The sequence below is a fragment of the Paludisphaera sp. genome, from assembly GCF_037189885.1.
Lineage (GTDB): Bacteria > Planctomycetota > Planctomycetia > Isosphaerales > Isosphaeraceae > Paludisphaera.
Genome location: NZ_JBBCIR010000040.1, coordinates 58615 through 79653, shown reverse-complemented (window position 1 = coordinate 79653; position 21039 = coordinate 58615). Strand labels below are relative to the sequence as shown.

General features: G+C 70.1%; 16 protein-coding genes. 5 read left to right on the top strand and 11 right to left on the bottom strand.

All coding sequences use genetic code 11. The features are described from left to right. Positions 1-29: 29 nt before the first annotated feature. The 6 genes from WG209_RS13620 to WG209_RS13595 form a co-directional block, all read right to left on the bottom strand. Entirely contained in the window at positions 30-716 is a 687-nt protein-coding gene (locus tag WG209_RS13620) for a hypothetical protein (protein ID WP_337175601.1), read from the bottom strand. 393 nt (positions 717-1109) lie between these two features. Further along, complete coding sequence (locus tag WG209_RS13615; RefSeq protein ID WP_337175600.1) at positions 1110-2429, bottom strand: NAD(P)/FAD-dependent oxidoreductase; 1320 nt, start codon at positions 2427-2429, stop codon at positions 1110-1112. Next, positions 2426-3451: an RluA family pseudouridine synthase gene (locus WG209_RS13610; RefSeq protein ID WP_337175599.1), complete on the bottom strand. Its 1026-nt coding sequence runs from the start codon at positions 3449-3451 to the stop codon at positions 2426-2428. Before WG209_RS13610 ends, WG209_RS13615 begins: the two co-directional genes overlap by 4 nt. Positions 3452-3678: 227 nt before the next feature. Next, positions 3679-5358, bottom strand: a complete 1680-nt coding sequence (gene ilvD, locus WG209_RS13605) for a dihydroxy-acid dehydratase (protein WP_337175598.1) — start codon at positions 5356-5358, stop codon at positions 3679-3681. Between the two features lie 174 nt (positions 5359-5532). Beyond that, positions 5533-6489 (bottom strand): hypothetical protein, encoded by a 957-nt coding sequence (locus tag WG209_RS13600; protein ID WP_337175597.1) that lies wholly within the window; start codon positions 6487-6489, stop codon positions 5533-5535. A gap of 134 nt (positions 6490-6623) precedes the next feature. Further along, complete coding sequence (locus WG209_RS13595) at positions 6624-7070, bottom strand: EamA family transporter (RefSeq protein ID WP_337175596.1); 447 nt, start codon at positions 7068-7070, stop codon at positions 6624-6626. Between the two features lie 68 nt (positions 7071-7138). On the opposite strand from WG209_RS13595, the gene WG209_RS13590 reads away from it, so the two are divergent. Continuing rightward, entirely contained in the window at positions 7139-7594 is a 456-nt protein-coding gene (locus tag WG209_RS13590) for a CbiX/SirB N-terminal domain-containing protein (protein WP_337175595.1), read from the top strand. A 120-nt stretch (positions 7595-7714) separates the two neighbouring features. Continuing rightward, positions 7715-8893, top strand: coding sequence for a DegT/DnrJ/EryC1/StrS family aminotransferase (locus WG209_RS13585; RefSeq protein ID WP_337175594.1), 1179 nt, complete (start codon positions 7715-7717; stop codon positions 8891-8893). A gap of 106 nt (positions 8894-8999) precedes the next feature. On the opposite strand, the gene WG209_RS13580 is transcribed toward WG209_RS13585, so the two are convergent. Next, positions 9000-9704 (bottom strand): sigma-70 family RNA polymerase sigma factor, encoded by a 705-nt coding sequence (locus WG209_RS13580; protein WP_337175593.1) that lies wholly within the window; start codon positions 9702-9704, stop codon positions 9000-9002. 120 nt (positions 9705-9824) lie between these two features. Further along, positions 9825-10223: a hypothetical protein gene (locus tag WG209_RS13575; protein ID WP_337175592.1), complete on the bottom strand. Its 399-nt coding sequence runs from the start codon at positions 10221-10223 to the stop codon at positions 9825-9827. Positions 10224-10563: 340 nt separating this feature from the next. Between WG209_RS13575 and WG209_RS13570 the strand changes: the two genes are divergently transcribed. The 3 genes from WG209_RS13570 (at position 10564) to WG209_RS13560 (ending at position 14120) form a co-directional block, all read left to right on the top strand. Then, positions 10564-11709, top strand: a complete 1146-nt coding sequence (locus WG209_RS13570) for an NUDIX domain-containing protein (protein WP_337175591.1) — start codon at positions 10564-10566, stop codon at positions 11707-11709. Positions 11710-12034: 325 nt separating this feature from the next. Then, the gene (gene clpX, locus WG209_RS13565) at positions 12035-13387 is read left to right on the top strand and encodes an ATP-dependent Clp protease ATP-binding subunit ClpX (protein ID WP_337175590.1); all 1353 of its coding nucleotides are present in this window, start codon (positions 12035-12037) and stop codon (positions 13385-13387) included. Between the two features lie 340 nt (positions 13388-13727). Further along, the gene (locus tag WG209_RS13560) at positions 13728-14120 is read left to right on the top strand and encodes a response regulator (protein ID WP_337175589.1); all 393 of its coding nucleotides are present in this window, start codon (positions 13728-13730) and stop codon (positions 14118-14120) included. An 11-nt stretch (positions 14121-14131) separates the two neighbouring features. On the opposite strand, the gene WG209_RS13555 is transcribed toward WG209_RS13560, so the two are convergent. From WG209_RS13555 to WG209_RS13545, 3 genes are all read right to left on the bottom strand, one after another. Beyond that, a complete protein-coding gene (locus tag WG209_RS13555) occupies positions 14132-16519 on the bottom strand; it encodes a hypothetical protein (protein ID WP_337175588.1) in 2388 nt (795 codons plus the stop codon). Between the two features lie 123 nt (positions 16520-16642). Then, a complete protein-coding gene (locus WG209_RS13550; protein ID WP_337175587.1) occupies positions 16643-17650 on the bottom strand; it encodes a zinc-binding dehydrogenase in 1008 nt (335 codons plus the stop codon). Positions 17651-18110: 460 nt separating this feature from the next. Further along, the gene (locus WG209_RS13545; protein ID WP_337175586.1) at positions 18111-20348 is read right to left on the bottom strand and encodes a hypothetical protein; all 2238 of its coding nucleotides are present in this window, start codon (positions 20346-20348) and stop codon (positions 18111-18113) included. Positions 20349-21039 lie beyond the last annotated feature (691 nt).

The window sequence follows — 21039 nt, the reverse complement described above, 5'->3', positions numbered from 1 at the left end:
TTCCCTCGCCGAACCTCGGGTAATGACGATCAAGGATTATCGAGCAATCGCCAGTGAAAGTTGTCGATCGCTTCGTACTTCCAGTCCCGGCTGTAAACGGGCCCGGAATGTTCCACCCCGGCCCAGTCTTTCCACGAGATGCGGAAATCCTGGGTGAGCGTCGCGAATATGGAGTTCGCGGCCGGGCGCGGCAGATGCCTCGCCCACTTCCAATCATATATGACGGTCATGCCGGACGTGGGGTCTCGGTGCATTTTGTATTGAACATCATTGTTGTCGTCTGGACCCCATGGCTCGTCGTTTTGAGCCTGGCCGCTGAGGATGATGTTCCGGATCTGCTCCTGAGGATAGCATGCTAGATATGGACCGGGATCGCTTCCGTCCGAGCATTTGACGCGCATGATCAGATAGAAGCCCTTCGAATTGCCGAGGCTGGACGGCGTTGGCGTGTCAAAACCGTCGTTGTATTCGGTAGAGGTTCCGAGGCCGGACAGGTACGAGACCGTGGGCTCGCCGATCGTGACATTCCTCGTGAATGTCCGAGGACCGGGTGGTTGCGCGGGGCTCCCCGGGATCATCCCGTATGTGACGACGCAGGAGATCTGGTAATTACCAGGCTGGGCATAAATGTGCGAGGCCGTTTGGCCGGAAATCGTCATGGATCTGGCCGGCATCCCAGAGCCCGTCTGCGAGATTTTCCAAACTTGCAGCGTCACCGGAAATCCGCTATTCGTTGAGAACACGTACCCGGTCGGATAGCCGAGCTTCTCGATGTTCTAAATCTGGGTCGGCTCCACGGAGATGTCGTCCCCGGCCGCCGGACGGGCCGCTGACGCGACCAAGAGGACAAGGAAGCAACTTCGCGTGGGGCTCATCGCCGGTCCTCCCATGGCAGTGAGATGATTACGTCTATTCCTCAGGATGTCGGGGGATTGATGTGGGCACGACGAACCGGTCGCAAAAAGAGGAATGTGAAATCGAATTGTCCCTATCAATGACGCGGCTGTCAAGCAGGCGTCGGCACAAGGGCATGGTACATCCGGCCGGGGCGTCCTCGGCTCACGGAGGCCGACGGCGTCTCGGATCGCGAGTTTTACGGCGATTGAGCGCTAATCCGCCCCCGCGGCGGATTCGCCGGCGAGCCAGCCGGTGCTCCAGGCGGCCTGGAAGTTGTAGCCGCCGATGAGGCCGTCGAGGTCGAGGACCTCGCCCGCGAAGTAGAGGCCGGGGGCGAGGAGGCTTTGCATGGTCTTCGGGTCGACCTCGTCCAGCGCGACGCCCCCGCTGCAGACCTCGGCCTTCTCGAAGCCGAGCGTGCCGGCGATGGGCAGGGGGATGCCCTTGAGCGCGGCGACCAGCCGGACGCGCTCGGCGCGCGAGAGGTCCGGGCCCGTCCGCGAGCGCGGGATGGCGCAGTGGTCGAGGACGCACTCGGCCAGGCGGTGGGGGAGGTCGGCCGAGAGGATCGTGGCGACGGCCGCCTTGCCGCGGCGGGTCGCGGCCTGGAGCCGTCGATCGAGTTCCTCGCGGGGGACGTCGGGGTGGAAGTCGATCCGGAGTTCCAGCCGGTCGGCCTCGCCGCGGCGGGCCTCGGCGCGGCTGACGTCCAGGATCGCGGGGCCGCTCAGGCCGGTGTGCGTGAACAGGATCGCCTCTCGGCGACGGGCGAGCGTCGTCCCGGCGGCGTCGTGGACCGACGCGACCACGTCGGGCAGGCTCAGCCCCCGGAGCGTCGGCACCCATTCGGGGACGACCTTCAAGGGCACCAGCGCCGGGCGGACCTCGACGATCGAATGGCCCAGCGATCGCGCGATCGCGTAGCCGTCCCCCGTCGTGCCGCAGCCGGGGAACGACCGGCCGCCGACCGCCAGCACGACCCGACGCGCCCGGATCGGGCCGTCCGGGAGGTCGATCCGGAAGCCTTCGCCGTCTCGCGTGATCGACCTCGCCGGGGCGAGGTAGCGGACCTCGGCGCCGGACCGGCCGAGCCGGCGGGTCAGGGCGGAAAGGATGTCGACGGCCGTGTCGGAGAGGGGGAAGACCTTGCCGTTGGCCTCGACCTTGAGCGGAACACCCTCGTCCTCGAACAGCCGGACCGAGCGGTCGACGTCCAGCTTCCGCAGCGAGGGGCCGAGGAACGGGCCGCCGGGGCCGAAGGCGTCCTGGATCGCCCGCGCGCCGCGCATTAGCTTGGGGTCGAAGCCCGGGTCGACGGGGCCGGTGATCGACTCCAGCCGTCGCAGGCCGCGCGCGTTGGTGACGTTGCAGCGGGTGCCGCCGGAGATCAGGATCTTCACGCCCGGCTTGCGGTTCTTCTCCAGCAGCACGACGCGCGCGCCCAGTTCGGCCGCCCGCGCCGCGGCGACGAGCCCGGCCGCGCCGGCGCCCAGGACGGCCACGTCGTGAGGATCGGCGGTGGGGTCGCTCATCGCGGTCGCTTCGGCGGGGCTTCGGCCTGGCGGTGGGCGCGGAGGGCTTCCAGCGTCCGGGCCATGTCCGGGGGGAGGGGGGCGACGAGTTCCAGCGGTTGCTCCGTGATCGGGTGGGTGAACCGCAACTTGTGGGCGTGGAGCGCCTGGCGCTCGATCAGGACGCCGGCCGGGTCGTCGGGCTGGGCGCCGGGGACTTCCAGGTCGGCCAGGGTCAGGCGGTCGCGGCCAGAGTAGGGCTTGTCGGCGATGATGGGCGTGCCGAGGCTGTGCATGTGGACGCGGATCTGGTGGGTGCGCCCGGTCTTCGGCTCGCAGCGCACCAGGGCGTAGCCCCGGAACCGCTCCAGGACCTCGTAGAAGGTCACGGCCTCGCGGCCGCCGTCGACGGGCTCGCGCACGGCCATCTTCTCGCGGACGATGGGGTGGTAGCCGATGGGCTTCTCGATGTAATCGCTGTCGCGGTCGGGCGCGCCGTAGACGATCGCCCGGTATTCCTTGTGGACCTGGCGGTGCTCGAACTGGAGGCCCAGCCGGCGGTGGGCGAGGTCGTCCTTGACCACGATGATCAGGCCGGAGGTGTCGCGGTCCAGGCGGTGGACGATCCCCGGGCGGTCCTCGCCGGCGACGGTCGAGAGCTTGTCGTAGTGGAACTGGATGGCGTTGGCCAGCGTCCCCCCCCAGTTGCCGCGCGAGGGGTGCGTCACCATGGCGGCCGGCTTGTTCACGACCGTCAGGTACTCGTCCTCATGGACGACCTCGATCGGGATGTCCTCGGGCTTCGGGGTCGGGTCGTGCAGCGGCGGCAGGGAGATGCGGATCCTGTCGCCGGAGCGGATCTTGGTCGATGCCCGCGCCTGGCGGCCGTTGACCTCGACGGCGCCGGCCTCGATGACCTTCTGGAGCACGCTCCGCGAGTAGTCGATGAACCGGCTCGCCAGGTATGCGTCCAGCCGCCTCCCGTCGGTGCGCGGCCTGACCTCGAACTCCTGGGGCGTCTCCGAAAGCGGCGTCTCCGACATGACCGGGCCGTGGGGTAAAGGGGGGAGGGGGGCGGATTAAAACCGTGGATCGAGCGAAGTAACCCTTCTCCCCTCGTGGGAGAAGGTGCCCCGGAGGGGCGGATGAGGGGGGCGTGACCGGGGTGCTGGGCCGTCCCCCTCATCCGGCCTTCGGCCACCTTCTCCCACCAGGGGAGAAGGGACGTCGTCGAGGGCGATCGGTGGGGGCCAGGCCCAGGGAACCGTTGTTAATAATCCGTGACCGCTCCCTCGCTGGCCGAGACGACCTGGCGGGCGTACTTGCGGAGCACGCCGCGGTATCGCATCGGCGGCGGCGTCCAGGCCGCGAGGCGCTGGGCGATCTCCTCGTCCGGGAGCTTGACGGAGAGTTCCTGGCGATCGGCGTCGATGGTGATGATGTCCCCCTCGCGCAGCGCCGCGAGCGGGCCGCCGACCTGGGCCTCGGGGCAGACGTGGCCCACGACCAGGCCGTGCGTGCCGCCGGAGAAGCGGCCGTCGGTGATGAGCCCCACCGACTCGCCGAGCCCTTCGCCGACCAGCGCGGCCGTGGGGGCCAGCATCTCGCGCATCCCGGGGCCCCCGCGCGGGCCCTCGTAGCGGATGACCACCACGTCGCCGGCCTTGATCCGCTTGGCGAGGATCGCGGCGAGGCAGTCCTCCTCCGAGTCGAAGATCCGCGCCGGGCCGGTGATCGAGGGATGTTCCAGCCCCGACACCTTGGCGACCGCCCCCTCGGGGGCGAGGTTCCCCTTGAGGATCACGAGCGGCCCCGAAGCCCGCAGCGGGTCGGCGGGGCGGCGGATGATCGGGTTACCCTTCGCGATCGGCTCGAAATCGGCCAGGTTCTCGGCCAGGGTCTTGCCGGTGACGGTGAGGCAGTCGCCGTGGAGCAGCCCCTCGTCGAGGAGCATCCGCATCACCGCCGCCGTGCCGCCGATCTCGGAGAGGTCCGCCATCACGTACTGGCCCGACGGCTTCAGGTCGGCCAGGTGGGGGACGCGCTTGCTCAGGCGGTCGAAGTCGTCGAGCGAGAGCGGGACTTCCAGGGCCTTCGCCATCGCGATCAGGTGGAGCACGGCGTTGGTGGAGCCCCCCAGCGCCATGACGACGGTGATGGCGTTCTCGAACGCTCGCGGCGTCATGATCCGGCGCGGGGTGATGCCGCGCTCGATCAGGGCCAGGACCGCCCGGCCCGCCGCCTCGCAGTCGTCCCCCTTCGCGGCGCCGACGGCCGGGTGCGAGGCCGAGTTCGGCAGGCTCATGCCCAGCGCCTCGATCGCGGTGGACATCGTGTTGGCGGTGTACATGCCGCCGCAGGAGCCCGCGCCGGGGCAGGCGTGGGCCTCGATGGCGTGGAAGACCTCCTTCGAAATCTTGCCGGCGCAGACCTGGCCGACCGACTCGAAGACGCTGACGATGTCGAGCTTCCGTTCCTGATGGGCGCCGGGGAGGATCGTCCCGCCGTAGACGAAGACGCTGGGGATGTCGAGCCGGCCGATCGCGATCATGCAGCCGGGCATGTTCTTGTCGCAACCGCCGACGGCGACGAGGCCGTCGAACGCCTGGGCGTTGGAGACGACCTCGATCGAATCGGCGATGACCTCGCGGGAGACGAGGGAGTATTTCATCCCCTCGGTCCCCATCGAGATGCCGTCGCTCACGGTGATCGTGCCGAAGATCTGCGCCTTGCCGCCGTTCGACTCCACCCCCAGCTTGGCGCGACGCGCGAGGACGTCGATGTGCGCGTTGCAGGGGGTGATCTCGCTCCAGGTGCTGGCGACGCCGACGATCGGCTTGTCGAAGTCCTCGTCGGAGAAGCCGACCGCGCGGAGCATCGCCCGGTTCGGCGCGCGGGAGTCCCCCGCGGTGATGCGCCGACTGCGGGCGTTCAGGGGGGGCGTCGCCATGGGGTTGCTCTCGCGAGATGAGGCCGATTCGGCGGTCGTTGGGCGTGGGAGATGGCCGGGCGAGCGTGGCCTCCTCCCTTGGTGGGAGAAGGACGCCCGGCGTCGGCTCGCTCGGGCGGATCACGTCTCGACCGGCGGGCCCTTCGAAAATCGACGGCCCCCGTCGCTAGACCCTCACGCTTGCGGGGTTTCCTCGGCCTTGGGCGCTTCCTCGGCCGCCGGCGCGTCGGGCTCGGCCTTGGGCTCCTCGACGGCGGGCGCGGCCTCCTCGGCCTTGGGCGCTTCCTCGCCGGCGGGCGCGGCCTCTTCCGCTTCCGCCTTGGGCTCCTCGGTCACGGGCGAAGGAGGGGGGGGCGGGATGAGGGAGGAGGCGGGGGAGGCGGAGTCGGTGGGGGCGGGGATGACGTCGGGGAAGTCGAGCGTCTCGGTGCCGAGCGGCGGGAGGCTCACCTTGGACGGCTTGAAGGCGTAGAGCTGGGTGTAGAACTCGGCGGCCTCGGGCTTCTGGAGCGCCTCGGCCAGATCCTTGGCCTCGGCGGCCTCGGCGGAATCGGGCCAGGTGGAGGCGACGAGCTTGTATTGCTCGACGGCCTTCGGCAGCTCGTTGCGGGCCTCGAGGCAGCGGGCCAGGCCGAAGGCGGCGGCGAGGGCCACCGGGGAGTCCTTGGGCTCGGACGCGACGAGCTGCTCGTAGATGTCGGCCGACTTCTTGAGGGTCTGGAGCGCGGCGTCCGAATTGCTCGGGAGGTCGGAGACGCCGGACTGGTAGAGCTGCGCGGCGGCTTCCAGCCGGGCCCAGCTCGCGGCCGGGGATTCGGGGTTGGCCTTGGCGACCTCCAGCTTGTCGTCGGCGCTGCGGGCGGCGTCGAGGCTGTTCCAGGCCTCGGAGGACGCGGCCCCCCCGCCGGACGCCAGGTTGTACAGGATCACGACGGCCAGGATCGCGACGGCCCCGCCGATCACCGCGCCCCAGAGCTTCACCGGCTCCTTCATGGCGCGGTGGACCCAGCGCCCCAGGACCGTCATGTCCTGCTCGGGGTCGTGGATCACCGTCGGGGTCGGATGCTGGTATTGATGGCGGCCCGGGGCGGGCGTGCCGGGGGCGTGCTGCGGGGTCGGGTCGTTCTTCATCCTAGATCCACCTTGCGCCTTCCTCGCGTTCCCCCGCGAGACGGTCTCCATCGTCCGGACCATAAACTAAACAGGATGTTAGTGTTTCGGGCGAGGGGCGGTCAAGCGCGGTACGGCCGAAGTCGCCCGTCGGCTCAGAACAGCCGTCGCAACGAGTCCTGGATCGAGGGGATCGTCAACGCGACGCCGGCCGCGACCAGCGCGGCGCCGACGAGCGTCAGCGGCCGGACCGGCTCGCGCAGCACCAGGAAGCCCAGGGCCATCGCGACGAGGAAGCTCAGCTTGTCGATCGGCGCGACCCCGGAGATCGGCCCGTGCTTCAGCGCCGCGAAGTAGAACAGCCACGACGCCCCCGTCGCCAGCCCGGAGCCGACGAGCGCCAACCAGTCTCGCGGGGCGAGCGAACGCGTCTCCCGCGCCTCTCCCGTGGCCAGGACGATCGCCGCGGCGAACCCCACGACCACGACCGTCCGGATCAGGGTCGCCAGGTTCGAGGGGACGTCGGCCACGCCGATCTTCGCGAGCAGGGCCGTCAGCCCCGCGAACAGGGCGGAAAGCAGGGCGTAGTGCACGTAAGTCATGGGCGACGGGCTCCCGGGCTTCTGGTTAGAATGACGACCGACGACCACACACAGGGGACATGCCAACGATGGAAACTTCCGCCGAGACGACGGCCGTCCTCCTCATCGCCCACGGCAGCCGGCGAGAGGCGGCCAATCTGGACCTCCGAGACCTGGCCGCGCGCCTGGAGGCGGCCGGGCCCCGGCCGATCGTCGAGCCGAGCTTCCTGGAACTGGCCGAGCCCGATATCCCGGCCGGGGCCGCCGCCTGCGTGGCGCGCGGGGCGGGGCGGGTGCTGATGATCCCCTATTTCCTCTCCGACGGCGTCCACCTGTACCGTGACCTGGTCGCCGCGCGCGACGACCTGTCGGCGCGACACCCCGGCGTCGAGTTCGCGCTCGGCCCGCCGCTGGGCCCCCACCCGCTGCTCGACCGGCTGGTCGCCGCCCGGGTGGAGGAGGTCGACCGCGGCGGCGGGATCGCGGCCGACCCGGCCGGTCGGGGCGGAACGCGCGGGGATTCGGGCGCGGTTGACGACTTTTGAGGAAAGGGATAGAACTCGCCCCGCCGATCTACTCCAAGGAGGGAGACGCCACCTCGAGTGCATTTCGCACGCGCACGCCCACGGGCGTGGTCGCATCGGGCGTCGAAGGAGTGACGAACAATGGCCCTTCCCTACGAACCGGCGGGGGTTCCCGCGCTCAACCTGCGCGCCCAGTATCACGCCATCCGCGACGAGATCGAGCCCGTCGTCCGCGAGGTCATGGAGACCCAGGGCTTCGTCATGGGCCCGGAGGTCGCCGGCCTGGAGGCCGAGATCGCCGAGTACTGCGGCGCGGGCCACGCCATCGGCTGCGCGTCCGGCACCGACGCCCTGCTGCTGCCGCTGATGGCGATCGACCTGGGGCCCGGCGACGAGGTGATCACCACCCCCTACACGTTCTTCGCCACCGGCGGCTCGATCTGGCGCGCCGGCGCCCGGCCCGTCTTCGTCGACATCGAGCCGGACACGTTCAACATCGACCCGGGCGCGATCGAGGCCGCCATCACCGAGCGGACCAAGGCGATCATCCCGGTCCACCTGTACGGCCAGACCGCCGACATGGACCCGATCCGCGAGATCGCGGCGAGTCGCGGGCTGATGGTCCTGGAGGACGCCGCCCAGGCGATCGGCGCCGCGTACCACGGCCGCCGCGCGGGGACGCTCGGGACGGCCGCCGCGTTCAGCTTCTATCCGTCGAAGAACCTCGGCGGCTTCGGCGACGGCGGCATGATCGCCACCGACGACCCGGTCCTCGCCCGCCGCCTCGCCCGCCTGCGGGTCCACGGCATGGAGCCGAAGTACCACCACCACGAGGTCGGCCTGAACTCGCGCCTCGACGCGCTCCAGGCGGCCATCCTCCGGGTGAAGCTCCGCCATCTCGACGCCTGGACCGCCGCCCGCCGCGAGGTCGCCGACCGCTACCGCGAGCTGTTCGCCTCGCACGGCCTGGAGGAGATGGTCCAGCTCCCCATCGAGCGGCCCGGCAACTTCCACGTCTACAACCAGTTCGTGGTCCGCGTCCCGGGGGCGATCCGCGACGACATGCGGCAATACCTCACCGACCGCAAGATCGGCACCGAGATCTACTACCCGATCCCGCTGCACCTCCAGCCCTGCTTCGCCTCGCTGGGCTACCGGCCGGGCGACTTCCCCCGGACCGAGGCCGCCGCCCGCGAGACTATCGCCCTGCCGATCTACCCCGAGCTGGCCGAGGCCGAGCAGCGGTACGTCGTGGGGGCGATGCACCAGTTCCTCCACGAGCGGGCCCACCCGTCGCTCTCCACCGACCGCGCCGCCTGACCCGCGGGCGATCGGGCCGGGATTCGAAACAAGAAGGGCCCGGGGGGAGGCCGACGCGGCTCCCCCCGGGCCCTCCCTCGATCCGGGTGATCGGCCCGGGCGACGCTCATCCGGCGGCGAGCAGGTGCCCGCGCATCTCATAGAGGCGTTCCAGGCCGTCGCGGTGGAGCCGGCACATCGTCGCCTTGGAGCAGCCGTCCAGCTCGGCGGCCTCCTCCTGCGTCCTGCCCTCCAGGTAGATGCGGCGGAACGCGGCGGCCTGGCGGGGGGAGAGCCGGCCGAGGCAGAAGGCCACGTCTTCCTCGGTCTCCATCTCGATGCCCACGGGCTCGTCGGCCGTGGCGCCGTAGAGCTGGCCGCGCGACTCGGAGCCCGGCGAGAGGGGCTCGAAGCGGGGGGCCAGGGAGAGGTCGCCGCGCCAGCCGCCGCAGAGGAAGTTCCGCCGGGCGTCGATCAGGGCGCCGCGGATGCGGTGGCGGGCGAAGGTGGAGAAGTCGACGCCCCGCGACTCGTCGAAGGCCTGCGCGGCCTCGACCAGGGCGAGGGCGGCCGCGGCGCGGAAGTCGTCGGCGCCGAACGCGAAGACCGTCGCCAGCCGCCGGGCCATCGACTTGGCCAGGGGCATGTATCGCGTCGCCAGGTCGCGCTGGGCGTCGGTCAGCGGGGGGCGGGGGGACGGGTTGCAGCGGGCGGGGATGTCGGCCCGCGCCTCGGCGTCGGCCGTGGGCCGGGTCGGGTTGCAGCGGGAGGGGAAGTCGGGGGCGGAACGGCGGCGGTCGGCGGCGGCGGTCGGGGTGGAATCGGTGCTCATCGTGGAGTCCCTCGCTCGATCCGGCGCGTCTTCGGCGTCGGCCGGGCCCCCAATTCCATCGGGGGTGGATCGAGCAATCCGAGGTTCGGGGGTGGGGTGGAACGCTTCGATCACCTCGCGTCAGCCGCCGACGGCACGTCGGACGGCGTGCCTGGCGTCCCATTCGCGGGTCAGTCCTTCCGCCGAGGCCGCGTCGACGCGGGCCGCGGCGACGCAGGCGGCGCGCCTGGCCAGGAGCCGGTCGAGGTGGGCCTCGACCACGGCGCGGGCGGCCGAGGTCTTCGCCAGGCGGCCTCGGGCCGCGGCGATGCCGGCCTCAAGGGCGTCCAGCTCCGCGAGCCGTCGCTCGTTGCGGCTCCAGACCCCCGCCAGCCGGTCGGCCAGCTCGAACGGGGTGGGACGGTCGTGGTCCATCGCGCCGCGGCGGGAGGTCGCGGGGATCGGGACGAAGCGGGAGGTCTCGGAGCGCTCCGACGCAGGTCGTCGCGCCGGCAGGATCGTCGATGTCGTGGTGTTCATCCAGACGCTCTCGGGGATTTGAAGACGCTCGCACGCGGCATTGCGGCGAGGCTCGGTTGAGGGTCGATTCCCGGTCGCGGGAAAGGTCGCTCAGGTTTCCCGGATTAGAAAAATTGATCGGCTGCATGCATTGATGTTTGCGGGAATCATTCGCTGCTTTTATCCCGCCGATGCAATTTACGCTCTCGCCATATTAGGGTCAATGGGTGGCCGGAAAAATTTCCCAAATCGTATTCTCCTTCCGTGCCGCGACATCTTATGCGATCTTCCAGGGCGGCCGAGAACGCCCTCGCGAGAATCCCTGACGCGGGGGGAGGGGGGTGCGTTGGAGGAGGGGCGAATGGCACCGGAGGACGCGTCGGGGTGGCTGGCCGGGGTCCGCGAGCGGCTGCTGGCCTGGTTCGACGTCGAGAAGCGTCCGCTCCCCTGGCGGGCGGATCGCGACCCGTATCGGATCCTGGTCTCGGAGATGATGCTCGTCCAGACGACGGTCGCGGCGGTCGTCTCCTACTTTGACCGCTTCGTCGCGGAGTTTCCCGACCTTGCAAGCCTGGCCGCGGCCGACGAGGAGCGCGTGCTGAAGGCTTGGGAAGGCCTGGGCTACTATCGACGCGCGCGCCAGCTCCACGCGGCGGCCCGCGCGATCGTGGCCGATCACGGCGGCGGGATGCCGAGGGACCCGGCCGCCGTCCGGGCCCTGCCGGGGGTGGGCCGATACATGGCCGGGGCGATCCTCTCCCAGGCGTTCGACCTCCCCGAGCCGATCGTGGAGGCCAACTCCAGGCGAGTGCTGGCCAGGCTGGTGGCGGAGCGGGGGGAGGTGACGACCGCGAAGCCCCTGGCGCGGCTCTGGGAGGTCGCGGGCCGTCTCGTCGCCGGGGAGCGGGCAGGGGACTTCAACCAGGCCCTGATGGAGCTGGGGGCCCTGGTCTGCGCCCCCCGCGAGCCCAGATGCCTGATCTGCCCGGTCGCCGAGTCGTGCGAGGCGCGGCGGCTGGGGCTCCAGGCGGAGATCCCCCGGCTCCCGGCCCGAACCGCCTCCCAGGAGGTGGCCGAGGCCTGCGCCGTGGTGGTCGACGCGGGGCGCGTCCTGATGGTGCGTCGCGCGGGGCCGGGGTTGTGGGCGGGATTCTGGGAGTTCCCCACTGTCCACCTGGTGGGGCCCGACCCGGCGGGCAGGGGGGGGCTCGGCCCTTCCATCGACCTGGAGCGGGGGGTGGAGAGGCTGACGGGGGTCGAGATCGTCGTCGGGAGCCTCGTGCATTCCTTGAGTTACGGCGTCACCCGCTACCGCGTGCGGCTCGACGCCCACGCGGCGACGCCCCGGCCTCGTCCGGGAGGGGCCGAGCTTGTCCCCGGATCCGGGATGTCGGCGGCGGCCTGGGTGGAGCCGGGGGGGCTCCGGGAGTTGACGATGAGCGCGGCCGGCCGTCGGCTCGTCGCGGCGATCCGGTCGGACCCCGCGGCCTGGGGGCTCCCCGAGTGACGGCGGGGCCCGCGCGATCCTCCCCGCCGGGAGGACCGCCCGGCGCGCCCGCCGGGATCGTCGTCCGGACTTGCTTGGACGGTGGCCGTGATCTAGAATGTGCTTGGCCAGGGAAGGCCCGCCCGGTGGCGGCCGCGGACGTGGGGCTCGCGAGAGGCCCCTTCGGGCTCGCGACGCTCTCTTTTCTTCTCCAGGACCATCAAGACCTGCGGTCGACGGCGGATCGCGAGGCTCGCGGGCAAGCCGCCCCCCTCGCGTCGCCCGGACCCCGCCCGATCGGGGCGGTCGCGGCGGGATCCCTTCTCAAGGGACGAAAGGGCTTGGCATGCCGTCAGGTAAGGACGTCACGGGCGGGGGTTCCGGGGGCGGGAAGCGCGGCGGCGGGGGCGTGACCTCCGGATCCGCCGGCGCGAAGAAGAACGCCTACTGCTCCTTCTGCCGCAAGAGCTACCGCGACGTCGGACCGCTCGTCGAAGGCCCCGGCGACGTCTACATCTGCGGGGAATGCATCGAGCTCTGCCAGTCGATCCTCGACCGCGAGCGGCGGCGGAGGGGTGTCCCCAAGACCCTCTTCACCGACATCCCCACCCCGCGCGAGATCAAGGAGCAGCTCGACTCCTACGTCATCGGCCAGGAGCGGGCGAAGCGGGTCCTCTCCGTCGCGCTGCACAACCATTACAAGCGGCTGGTCCACGGCGACGACCCCGAGCAGGACGTCGAGCTGGACAAGTCCAACATCCTCCTCGTCGGCCCGACCGGCAGCGGCAAGACCCTGCTGGCCCGGACGCTGGCGCGGATCCTCAACGTCCCGTTCGCGATCGGCGACGCCACCACGCTGACCGAGGCCGGCTACGTCGGCGAGGACGTCGAGAACATCCTCCTGAAGCTCCTGCACGCCGCCGACTTCGACCTGGAAGCCGCCCAGCGCGGGATCATCTACATCGACGAGATCGACAAGATCGGCAAGACGACGCACAACGTCTCGATCACCCGCGACGTCTCGGGCGAGGGGGTCCAGCAGGCGCTCCTGAAGATGCTGGAGGGGACGGTCGCCAACGTGCCGCCGCAGGGGGGCCGCAAGCACCCCGAGCAGCAGTACATCCAGATGGACACCAGCAACATCCTGTTCATCTGCGGCGGGACGTTCGTCGGCCTGGAGCACATCATCGCCAAGCGGGTCGGCCGCAAGACGATCGGCTTCGGCAGCCAGACCCAGACCGAGCAGCACACCGACCTGGGGGACCTCCTCTCCCGGGCGACCTCGGACGACCTGCTGGAATTCGGGCTGATCCCCGAATTCATCGGCCGCCTGCCGGTCCTCTGCCCGCTCATGCCGCTGGACGAGCAGACCCTCGTCAAGATCATGACCGAGCCCCGCAACGCCCTGGTCAAGCAGTACAAGCGATTCTTCGAGATGGAGGGCGCCGACGTCGAGTTCACCGACGACGCCCTCGCCGAGGTCGCCAGGATGGCCAAGGCGAAGGACACCGGCGCCCGCGGCCTCCGCTCGATCGTCGAGGAGATCATGCTCGACGTGATGTACGAGCTCCCCGACCGCGTCGCCAAGGACAAGGGCAAGTACGTCGTCACCCCCGAGGTCGTCCGCAAGGAAAAGGGCCTCTTCGACGCCCCTCCTATCCCGCTTTCCAAGGCCGAGCGCAAGAAGGAAAGCGCCTGAGCCCCGCTCGCCGTAAGTCTTGATAGGCCAAGCCCCACCCGTGGACGCCGAGACGGCCCCCGTCGTCCGGCGTCCTCTTCCTGTCCAGCGATTGTCGAATTTTTTTCGGCCGCGCCAGTTCCCAAACAAGGCCAACGCCGATAAGATTCCACGGTCTGACTCGCCTCGAAGATGGCGGCGAGTCCTGCCCACCCCGCCGGGTCGATCCCGACGCGGCGCTCGTTGATTGAGTCGACCGGACGCGGCGGACGCCCGCGCAGGTCTCGGCCCAGGATTTGCGAATGCACGACCCGGTGGCGTGTCGTCTCGAATCCACCCGAGGGCGGCTGGAGCCACAACGATGAGTACTCTCGATCCGAACGGCGTCTCTCGCGTGTTGATCGTCGAGGACAACCGCGACACCGCCGACACGACCGCCATGCTCCTGAGGATGCACGGCTACGACGTGGCCGTTGCCTATGATGGCAGGACGGCCCTCCAGACCGCCAAGGGCTATGACCCGGACGTGGTCCTCCTCGATCTCTCCCTGCCCGACATCGACGGCTACGCCGTGGCCGACGGCCTGCGCCGCGGCGGCCTCGACCGGGCCTCGCTCGTCGCCGTCTCCGGCTATGCCCCCGAGGACGACTGGGACGGCGCGCGGTTCGACGGGCACCTGCTCAAGCCGGTCATGAACGACGCGCTGGTCGACCTTCTCTCGCGGATGCGGGTCGCGCCGTCCCGCGCCGGCTGAGCGTCGTCCGGTCACCAGGCGACGACGAGGTCGCTCACCTCCAACTCGTTGGAGTCCGTCCGACTGTTCAGGCCGAGGCCGATCCGTCGGACCGAGCCCCGGTCGAGCTTGCCGTCGGGGTCGGGCGCGTTGGCCCCGCTGGGCACCAGGGCGTCGAAATCCACCCGGGCGACGTGCCATTCGCCGTCGGCCGGGATCAGGCTCAGCCCGTTGATGTAGCCGACGTCCGAATCCCCCTCCCAGAGGAAGACCCGCGCGTCGGCCGGCTGCCGGCAGCGGGCGCGGATCAGCAGGCCCCGGGCCTCGGAGAGGTCGACCGAGTCCGGGAGGCGGAAGTGGGGGTAGGCCCAGCGGTCGGCCCCGGGGGCGTGCCTCACGCCCAGCTTCCAGCCGTCGGGGCCGGTCTCGATCGTCATCTCCCCGCCGGCCCCGATGTTGGGGGTCCATCGGGAGCGGTCGTCGATCGGCAGCCGGGCGTGGCGGGGCAGGCGGGCGACCGCCGCCTCGAGGCTCGGCTCGCCGAGGAGCGTGAACGCCAGCCGGTCGCGGACGCCGGCGGGGCCGCGGGCCTCGAGCCGGATCCGGATCGGGGCGAAGTCGGCGGGCGGTTCCGCCAGGTTGAGCGTCCAGGATGCCTCCACGACCGATCGCGGGGCCGCCTCCACTCGGAGCGGGGTCAAGTCGCCGGCCTGGCCCTCGGGCTCCACGGCGATCGAGAGTTCCAGCGCCTCGGCCGAGTCGCCGAGGTTGAAGACCTCCACGACGATCGGCGTGGCGCCGGGGCCCGCCTTCTTGAGCCGATAGCCACCGGCGCCGGGGATGACGACGGCCGGGTCGAATCGGTGACGCAGGACGACCGGCGAGGGCTCGGCCTTCGGGACGTCGCGGCCCGGATGCAGGGCCATCGCGCGGGTGTCCGCGTCGAGCCTCGGGGCGATCGTCGCGCGATCGAACCAGGCATAGGCCAGACCGTCGGTCAGGACGAGGCGGCCGTCGCGCGTCGCCGTCGCGCGGCCGTCGGCCCCCTCGACCCGGAGCGGCGGCGCGCCGAGGTCGATCGGCCGCTCCAGCTCGGCCCCGTTCGTCGTCGAGTGGACCACGACGACCGCCCTCGCGTCGTCGCCGAACACTCGCGCCCGCGCGACGCGGGGGTCGTCGTGGCGGAGGTCGCCCAGGTAGCGTAGCCCCGCGAGCGCCCGGATCGCCTGGGCGTAGGCGGCCATGCTCCGCGTCGGCGTGGCGCGGCGGTCCATCATGCCGAAGTTGTTCGAGTTCTCCTCGTAGTACGGGTACACGAACGAGAAATACCGCTCCACGCCGCAGGCCCGCGCCTCCACGGCCTTCATGACGATCTGCGAGGCGCTGGCGATATCCTGGTCGACCGGGGGGCGATCCGGGCCCTTCCGCCACGGCCAGCCGCATTCGGTGATCCAGAGGGGCATGTCCCCCTTGCCGGCGGCCCGGAGCCAGCCGCGGTAGCGGGCGATCAGGCCCTCGAAGGCCGTCGCGGGGCCGTAGTCGTGGAAGCTGAAGGCGTCGAGGCGGTCGAGCAGGCCGCTCTCGGCGCAAGCGGACATGAACTCGGGCTCGAAGTGGGCCATCACGCCGCCGACGATCGGCGCCCGCGTGGGTGTCCTTCGCACGCCGTGGGCGACGGCCTTGGCGTAGGCGGAGTACTGGTCGCCGGGCATGTCGCCGCCGAAGGAGATATCGGGCTCGTTCCACGGCTCGACGGCCCCCCAGCCCGCCCCCCAACGCCGGGCGATCGCGCCCCAGGAGTCGGCCGTGGCGACGAGGTCGCGGGGGTACTTGGCGACCCGCCCGGCCCAGGCGGGGGAGTCGTGCGCCATCTCCAGGATGGGGACGCCCGCGGCGCGGTAGGACGCCCGCAGCTCGTCATACCGACGGTCGGCCCGCCAATCCCAGCGGTCGGCGGCGGGCTGGATCGCGCCCCAGTTGACGCGCTCCCGGATCATGGACAGCCCGGTCGATCGGGCCAGGGCGATCAACTCGTCGCGGGTCGCGTCGTCGTCGACCAGCCAGGACATGGCCGCGTCGATGGCGAAGAACGGGTCGGGGGGGCCCTCCGCCCTCGGCAGCGACAGCACCCCGAAGCGCTGGGATGTCGCGGGGAATTCGATCTCGTGATAGCCCCGCGGGAACGACCGCTCGACCCGGACGACCCCCGCGCGGATCTGGGCCTTCCCCCGGGCCTCCTCCTCGCCGTGGTAGCCGCGCGCGACGTAATCGAGCGGGCTCGCGTCGGCCCCCTCGCGCCGCCATTCCAGGACCGCCGGTCGATCGGGGAGGACGTGGAACGCGCGGGCGGAAACGGGCGTCAGGGGGGCGTCGGCCGAGGAGGCCAGGAGGGCGGCCGAGAGCAACAGCAGGGTGTTCATCGCAATCATCTCGCGGGCGGGCCCCCGCGACGGGATGTCGCGGGGGGGAGGGGCGAACGAGGCGCATCGTAAGCCCGCCCGACGGCGCGAGCAACCCCCTCGACCCGGCCGGAGGGCTCGCTCTCAGGGGATCTCCAGCACGATTTTGCCGAACTGCGCGGCCTCGTCCATGTGGCGGTGGGCCTCCGAGGCGTTCGACAGCGGGAAGACGCGGTCGACGACGGGGCGGAGGCCGCCGTTGGCGAAGAGGGTGAGCATGGCGGCGAAGTCGGCCGGCGAGCCCATCGTGGTGCCCAGCAGGTTGAGCTGCTTCCAGAAGATCCGCCGCGTGGCGACCTGCGGGACCGGCCCGGTCGTCGCGCCGAAGGTGACCATCCGGCCGCCGGGGTTCAGCAGGTCGATGCACTGGTCATAGGTCTGGCCGCCGACGCCGTCGACGACGACGTCGACGCCGCCGTCGCCCAGCTCGCGGACCTTGTCGGCCCACTTCTCGTCCCGGTAGTTGACGCCGCCGTCGGCACCGAGGGCCTTCGCGCGTTCGAGCTTCTCGTCCGAGCCGGACGTGACGAGGACCCTCGCCCCCAGCTTCCTCGCGAACAGCAACGCGAAGGTCGCCACGCCGCCGCCGATGCCGGGGATCAGGACCGTCTCGCCGGCCTTCACCGCCGCGCGGGGCACGAGCGCCCGATAGGCCGTCAGCCCGGCGAGGGGGACCGCGGCGGCTTCTTGCCAGCTAAGGCCGGCCGGCCTGGGATGGACGTTCGCGGCCGGGACCTTCACATACTGCGCGTAGGTGCCGTGGTCGGGCAGGCCCAGGATGCGGAAGTCCGGGCCGAAGAAGCGCTCGTCGTCGCCCCAATCGAGGCTGGGGTTGATGACGACCTCGCGGCCGACGAGCGCCTCGTCGGCCCCCTCGCCGACGGCCTCCACCACCCCCGCGCCGTCGGAGCCGAGGATCGCCGGCAGCTTGATGCCCGCGTACTGGCCGGTGCGGATCCAGACGTCGCGATGGTTCAGCGCCGCGGCCTTCAGCCGCACGAGGGCCTCGCCCGGCCCCGGGGTCGGGTCCGGGACGTCCTCCGCCCTCAGCATTTCGGGGCCGCCCGGGTCGCGGAGCAAGATCGCCTTCATGATGCTGTCTCCCTGGGACCAAAAGGCCCGCCGAGATGACGGCCGGGCGTCCGGGTATCCTATTTCCCCGGCGAGCCCGGTCAAGCGTCGACCGGCCGCCGGACCTCCTCGCTCCGCCCCCCACGCCGAGCGGCGACCGGTCCGCGGGTTGGGTTCGTTCGCGCGCCGACGTTTCGCGCGTGTTTGGCGTAAGCCATTATGGGGATTGATATTGCGGAGGAATCGAGTTGGCTTCGTTCGTCGTGTTCGAAGTGGTTTTTCGCCCCACGCCGAGCCCGACGGGCGTTACACGCGCGCCCCCCTCTCCCGCCGGGGGAGTCTTGTTAATTTGTCCACTGGATGGCACGGATTCTTGGCCGGTAAATGGCATCCGAGAGCGGGGCGGCAGGGCTTGGTCGCGCATCCAATCCCTGGTGCTCTCGGAAAGCGGTTTAGCAGTGAGCGGGTGACTCACGTTTCCTCAGAACGGCCACCAGCCTTTCGTGGTGGGATCGAGGTTCGCCGCGGCGTCGGTCCAGTTCTTGTACTGGTCGCCGAGGTACTTGCCGGCGGAGTTCCACATCCGCAGCGACGATTCAACTCCGTTGGTGAACCTCTTCTCGACCCAGTTGCCGGCGGTGCTGATGTACGCATCGAGCGTGCGCACACCGCCTCTCGTGAACCGCTCCAGGTTCGTGACCACCCCCGACGAGTTCCAGGCGGCCCACTCGTACAATTGCGAGCCGCTGCCGCCGAAGTAGATCCACTGGCTGACGACCTTGCCGGCGGCGTCGAGCCTCTGGGAGACCCACTGGCCGGAGCCGTTGAGCCAGCGGTCGAACTCCTTCCTGCCGTTGGACAGGTACTCCTCGAAGTCGGTCAGCTTGTCGCCCGCCCAGGCCTTCCACTCCTTGAGCCGCGAGCCGCTGCCGCCGAAGTAGATCCACTGGCTGACGACCTTGCCGGCGGCGTCGAGCCTCTGGGAGACCCACTGGCCGGAGCCGTCGAGGAACTCATTCTGAATCTTCCTGCCGGCGGAATTCCAAACCTCGCGAACCTTCCGCACGCCGTCGGTGTAGGTCTCGCTGACGACGCCGTCGACCTTCGTCGTGTTGATCGTCCAGTCGCCCGGGGAGATCGAGGCCACCTCGGAGAAGTCGACCTTCTTGCCGCCGAAGTAGAGCCCACCACCCTTGGTCCCGAGGTTGATGCGAAGCGGCCCGAGGTCGACGTCGAGGCGGGATTCATCGACCCCCAGGATCAGCCCGCCGCCCACGTTCACGGGCCCGATCCCCCCGGCCTGCACGCTGACCGTGATCCCCTTGTGCGAGATCGACGCGCCGGCGCTCCCCAGGACCGTCCCGCCGAAGCCCACATCCAGGCCGTCCTTGCCGATGGTGATGTCGGCCCCGCCGATGCCGATGACGCTGATGGATCCGCGGAGGTTGCCATCCCGGATGTCGATCCCGATGTCCAGGACATCGCTGAAGTCGCCGGCGGGGTCCCGCACCGTGATGTAGCTGAACGCGGGCAAAGGCTCCGCGACGAACGGGGTGGTGACGACCGGCTTCCCGTCGAGCAGCCACCGCAGGTCCTTCTTGTATTCCTCGTCCGCGTACCACTCCGGGAGACGACTATGGCTGGCGAACGTGTCGTAATAGCCGACCCCCGGCACGGTCACGCGATGGTAGGCCGCGCCATTGATCGGGAGCGAATCGCGCACCAGCCCCAAGGGCAGGAACTGATAGCCATCATCGTACACGACGGCGTTATGGACGGTGTCCGAGATGACATTCGGGTACTGGTCGCCCATGGAGACCGCGGCCGTCGGATCCAGCATGATGTGCTGGAGGTTGCGCATCTTGCTGGGCCGGCCGAGGAGCCTTATGACCTCCTGGTTGAAGATGGCGCCCCGGCTGTGGCCGACGAAGACGACGTCCCACATGTTCGTCCTACGGCCCAGCCAATTCTGGATCCGCATTGCCAACGACTCGGCCTGCCGCGTGTTGGCCGCCTGCGAGTCCCAGCTGATGAACATCGTGTGGACCTGCGAGCCGGCGTTGGTGAGATCCCGATGGAGTGCTTCTTGAAGGTCTTCCTGCCACTGGTAGAGGGTTTGCCCGGCGCTGGCCGTCCCGACGCCTGTCTGGGCCGCCCCCTGCGTCAGGATGAGCAAGGTCGGGCGCCGCGTGTACGTCGACGCGGTCATCGCGGGGGCATCCGCGAGGAGTCGCTCGAGGCGGTTGTTGCTCGCCTCGACGCTCGTCGACCGATCGACGAGCCCGCCCTTGCGGGCCTCCTGGACGCCGAAGCGGACGAAGTGCTCGAAGGGCGAGCCGATGGCCCCGGCCTGGACCGCCCAGGCCACGTCCGAGTTGGTGGCCAGGTAATATTTCGCGTCGAAGAACTGACTGGGCCTGCGGTTCTCGTTCACGCCGTACTGGGCGAAGTGCTCGAGGGACGAGCCGATGGCCCCGGCCTGGACCGCCGAGGCCACGTCCGGGTTGGTCATCAGGTAGTAGCCCGCGTCGAAGAACCGTGCCAGCGTGGACGACGTGCCGCTGAGGACCAGGCGAGGTTCGAGCGGCTCGGCCCACGCGGCGACCTTGCCGCGACGTGATCGCTCGCGGGAGAGCCGGGCACGGCGAGCGGATCGCGAGTCGAACCAAGGGCCAGTTGCCTGTCGGCACCGTTCGGCGATCCAGTTTGTCACAAGCATCGTGGGCGTCCTGGTCACTCTAGGTGGTCGTTCGGTGGGTGCGAGTCGTCTCGGTGGATGACGGAGTCGGGACGAGGGCTGACCGCCGTGGTCAATAAGAAGGCCCCGCTGTGCCACGATGCACAGTCGTGCCACCATGGCCGAGGCTTCGGGCACCTCGCCGATACGTACCCGTTCACGCAAGGGTGATTGGCGTTAAGACGGATGTCAACACTGAATGTTGTGGATTGTAGATTGTTTTAGTGTCCAGGTTTAGCCAAGGAGTTCACGTTGGCTGTTAGAAGACCGAAAGATCTTGAGGCGTGGCGGCCTTGTAGGATTGTCCCGGAAACGGGCGCTAGCCCATGCCGCCAACCAGGTGCTTGATCTCTTGACGTCGCCGACGGCGGCGGTCTTCCCTAGGGAGATCGGACCTGACCACGGCCTGATACCGGGTACCGCCACTTCCCACGGGGAGCAGGCGCTCGGCTTCCAGGGCCCGCGCGCCGCGTGAGGGCGGCCGCGGAAGCATGTTGAGAAGCGTCACGACCCACATGCGGCCACTGGGGACTCGCCCGGTCGATCCGCCCCAGGACCGGTCCCAGCGGCTCGGCGTGAACGTCAAACACCGCGCGTTCGTCACGGCCGCGGCACACGCCGAACGCTAAATCGCCATTCGAGTGTCGTAGCCATGGCTGCAATGGATCTCCGC

Coding starts and splice junctions, on each gene's coding strand:
- WG209_RS13615 (WP_337175600.1), bottom strand. CDS start 2,429: ATGAGCGACCCCACCGCCGATCCTCACGACGTGGCCGTCCTGGGCGCC.
- WG209_RS13610 (WP_337175599.1), bottom strand. CDS start 3,451: ATGTCGGAGACGCCGCTTTCGGAGACGCCCCAGGAGTTCGAGGTCAGG.
- ilvD (WP_337175598.1), bottom strand. CDS start 5,358: ATGGCGACGCCCCCCCTGAACGCCCGCAGTCGGCGCATCACCGCGGGG.
- WG209_RS13600 (WP_337175597.1), bottom strand. CDS start 6,489: ATGAAGAACGACCCGACCCCGCAGCACGCCCCCGGCACGCCCGCCCCG.
- WG209_RS13595 (WP_337175596.1), bottom strand. CDS start 7,070: ATGACTTACGTGCACTACGCCCTGCTTTCCGCCCTGTTCGCGGGGCTG.
- WG209_RS13590 (WP_337175595.1), top strand. CDS start 7,139: ATGGAAACTTCCGCCGAGACGACGGCCGTCCTCCTCATCGCCCACGGC.
- WG209_RS13585 (WP_337175594.1), top strand. CDS start 7,715: ATGGCCCTTCCCTACGAACCGGCGGGGGTTCCCGCGCTCAACCTGCGC.
- WG209_RS13580 (WP_337175593.1), bottom strand. CDS start 9,704: ATGAGCACCGATTCCACCCCGACCGCCGCCGCCGACCGCCGCCGTTCC.
- WG209_RS13575 (WP_337175592.1), bottom strand. CDS start 10,223: ATGAACACCACGACATCGACGATCCTGCCGGCGCGACGACCTGCGTCG.
- WG209_RS13570 (WP_337175591.1), top strand. CDS start 10,564: ATGGCACCGGAGGACGCGTCGGGGTGGCTGGCCGGGGTCCGCGAGCGG.
- clpX (WP_337175590.1), top strand. CDS start 12,035: ATGCCGTCAGGTAAGGACGTCACGGGCGGGGGTTCCGGGGGCGGGAAG.
- WG209_RS13560 (WP_337175589.1), top strand. CDS start 13,728: ATGAGTACTCTCGATCCGAACGGCGTCTCTCGCGTGTTGATCGTCGAG.
- WG209_RS13555 (WP_337175588.1), bottom strand. CDS start 16,519: ATGAACACCCTGCTGTTGCTCTCGGCCGCCCTCCTGGCCTCCTCGGCC.
- WG209_RS13550 (WP_337175587.1), bottom strand. CDS start 17,650: ATGAAGGCGATCTTGCTCCGCGACCCGGGCGGCCCCGAAATGCTGAGG.
- WG209_RS13545 (WP_337175586.1), bottom strand. CDS start 20,348: ATGCTTGTGACAAACTGGATCGCCGAACGGTGCCGACAGGCAACTGGC.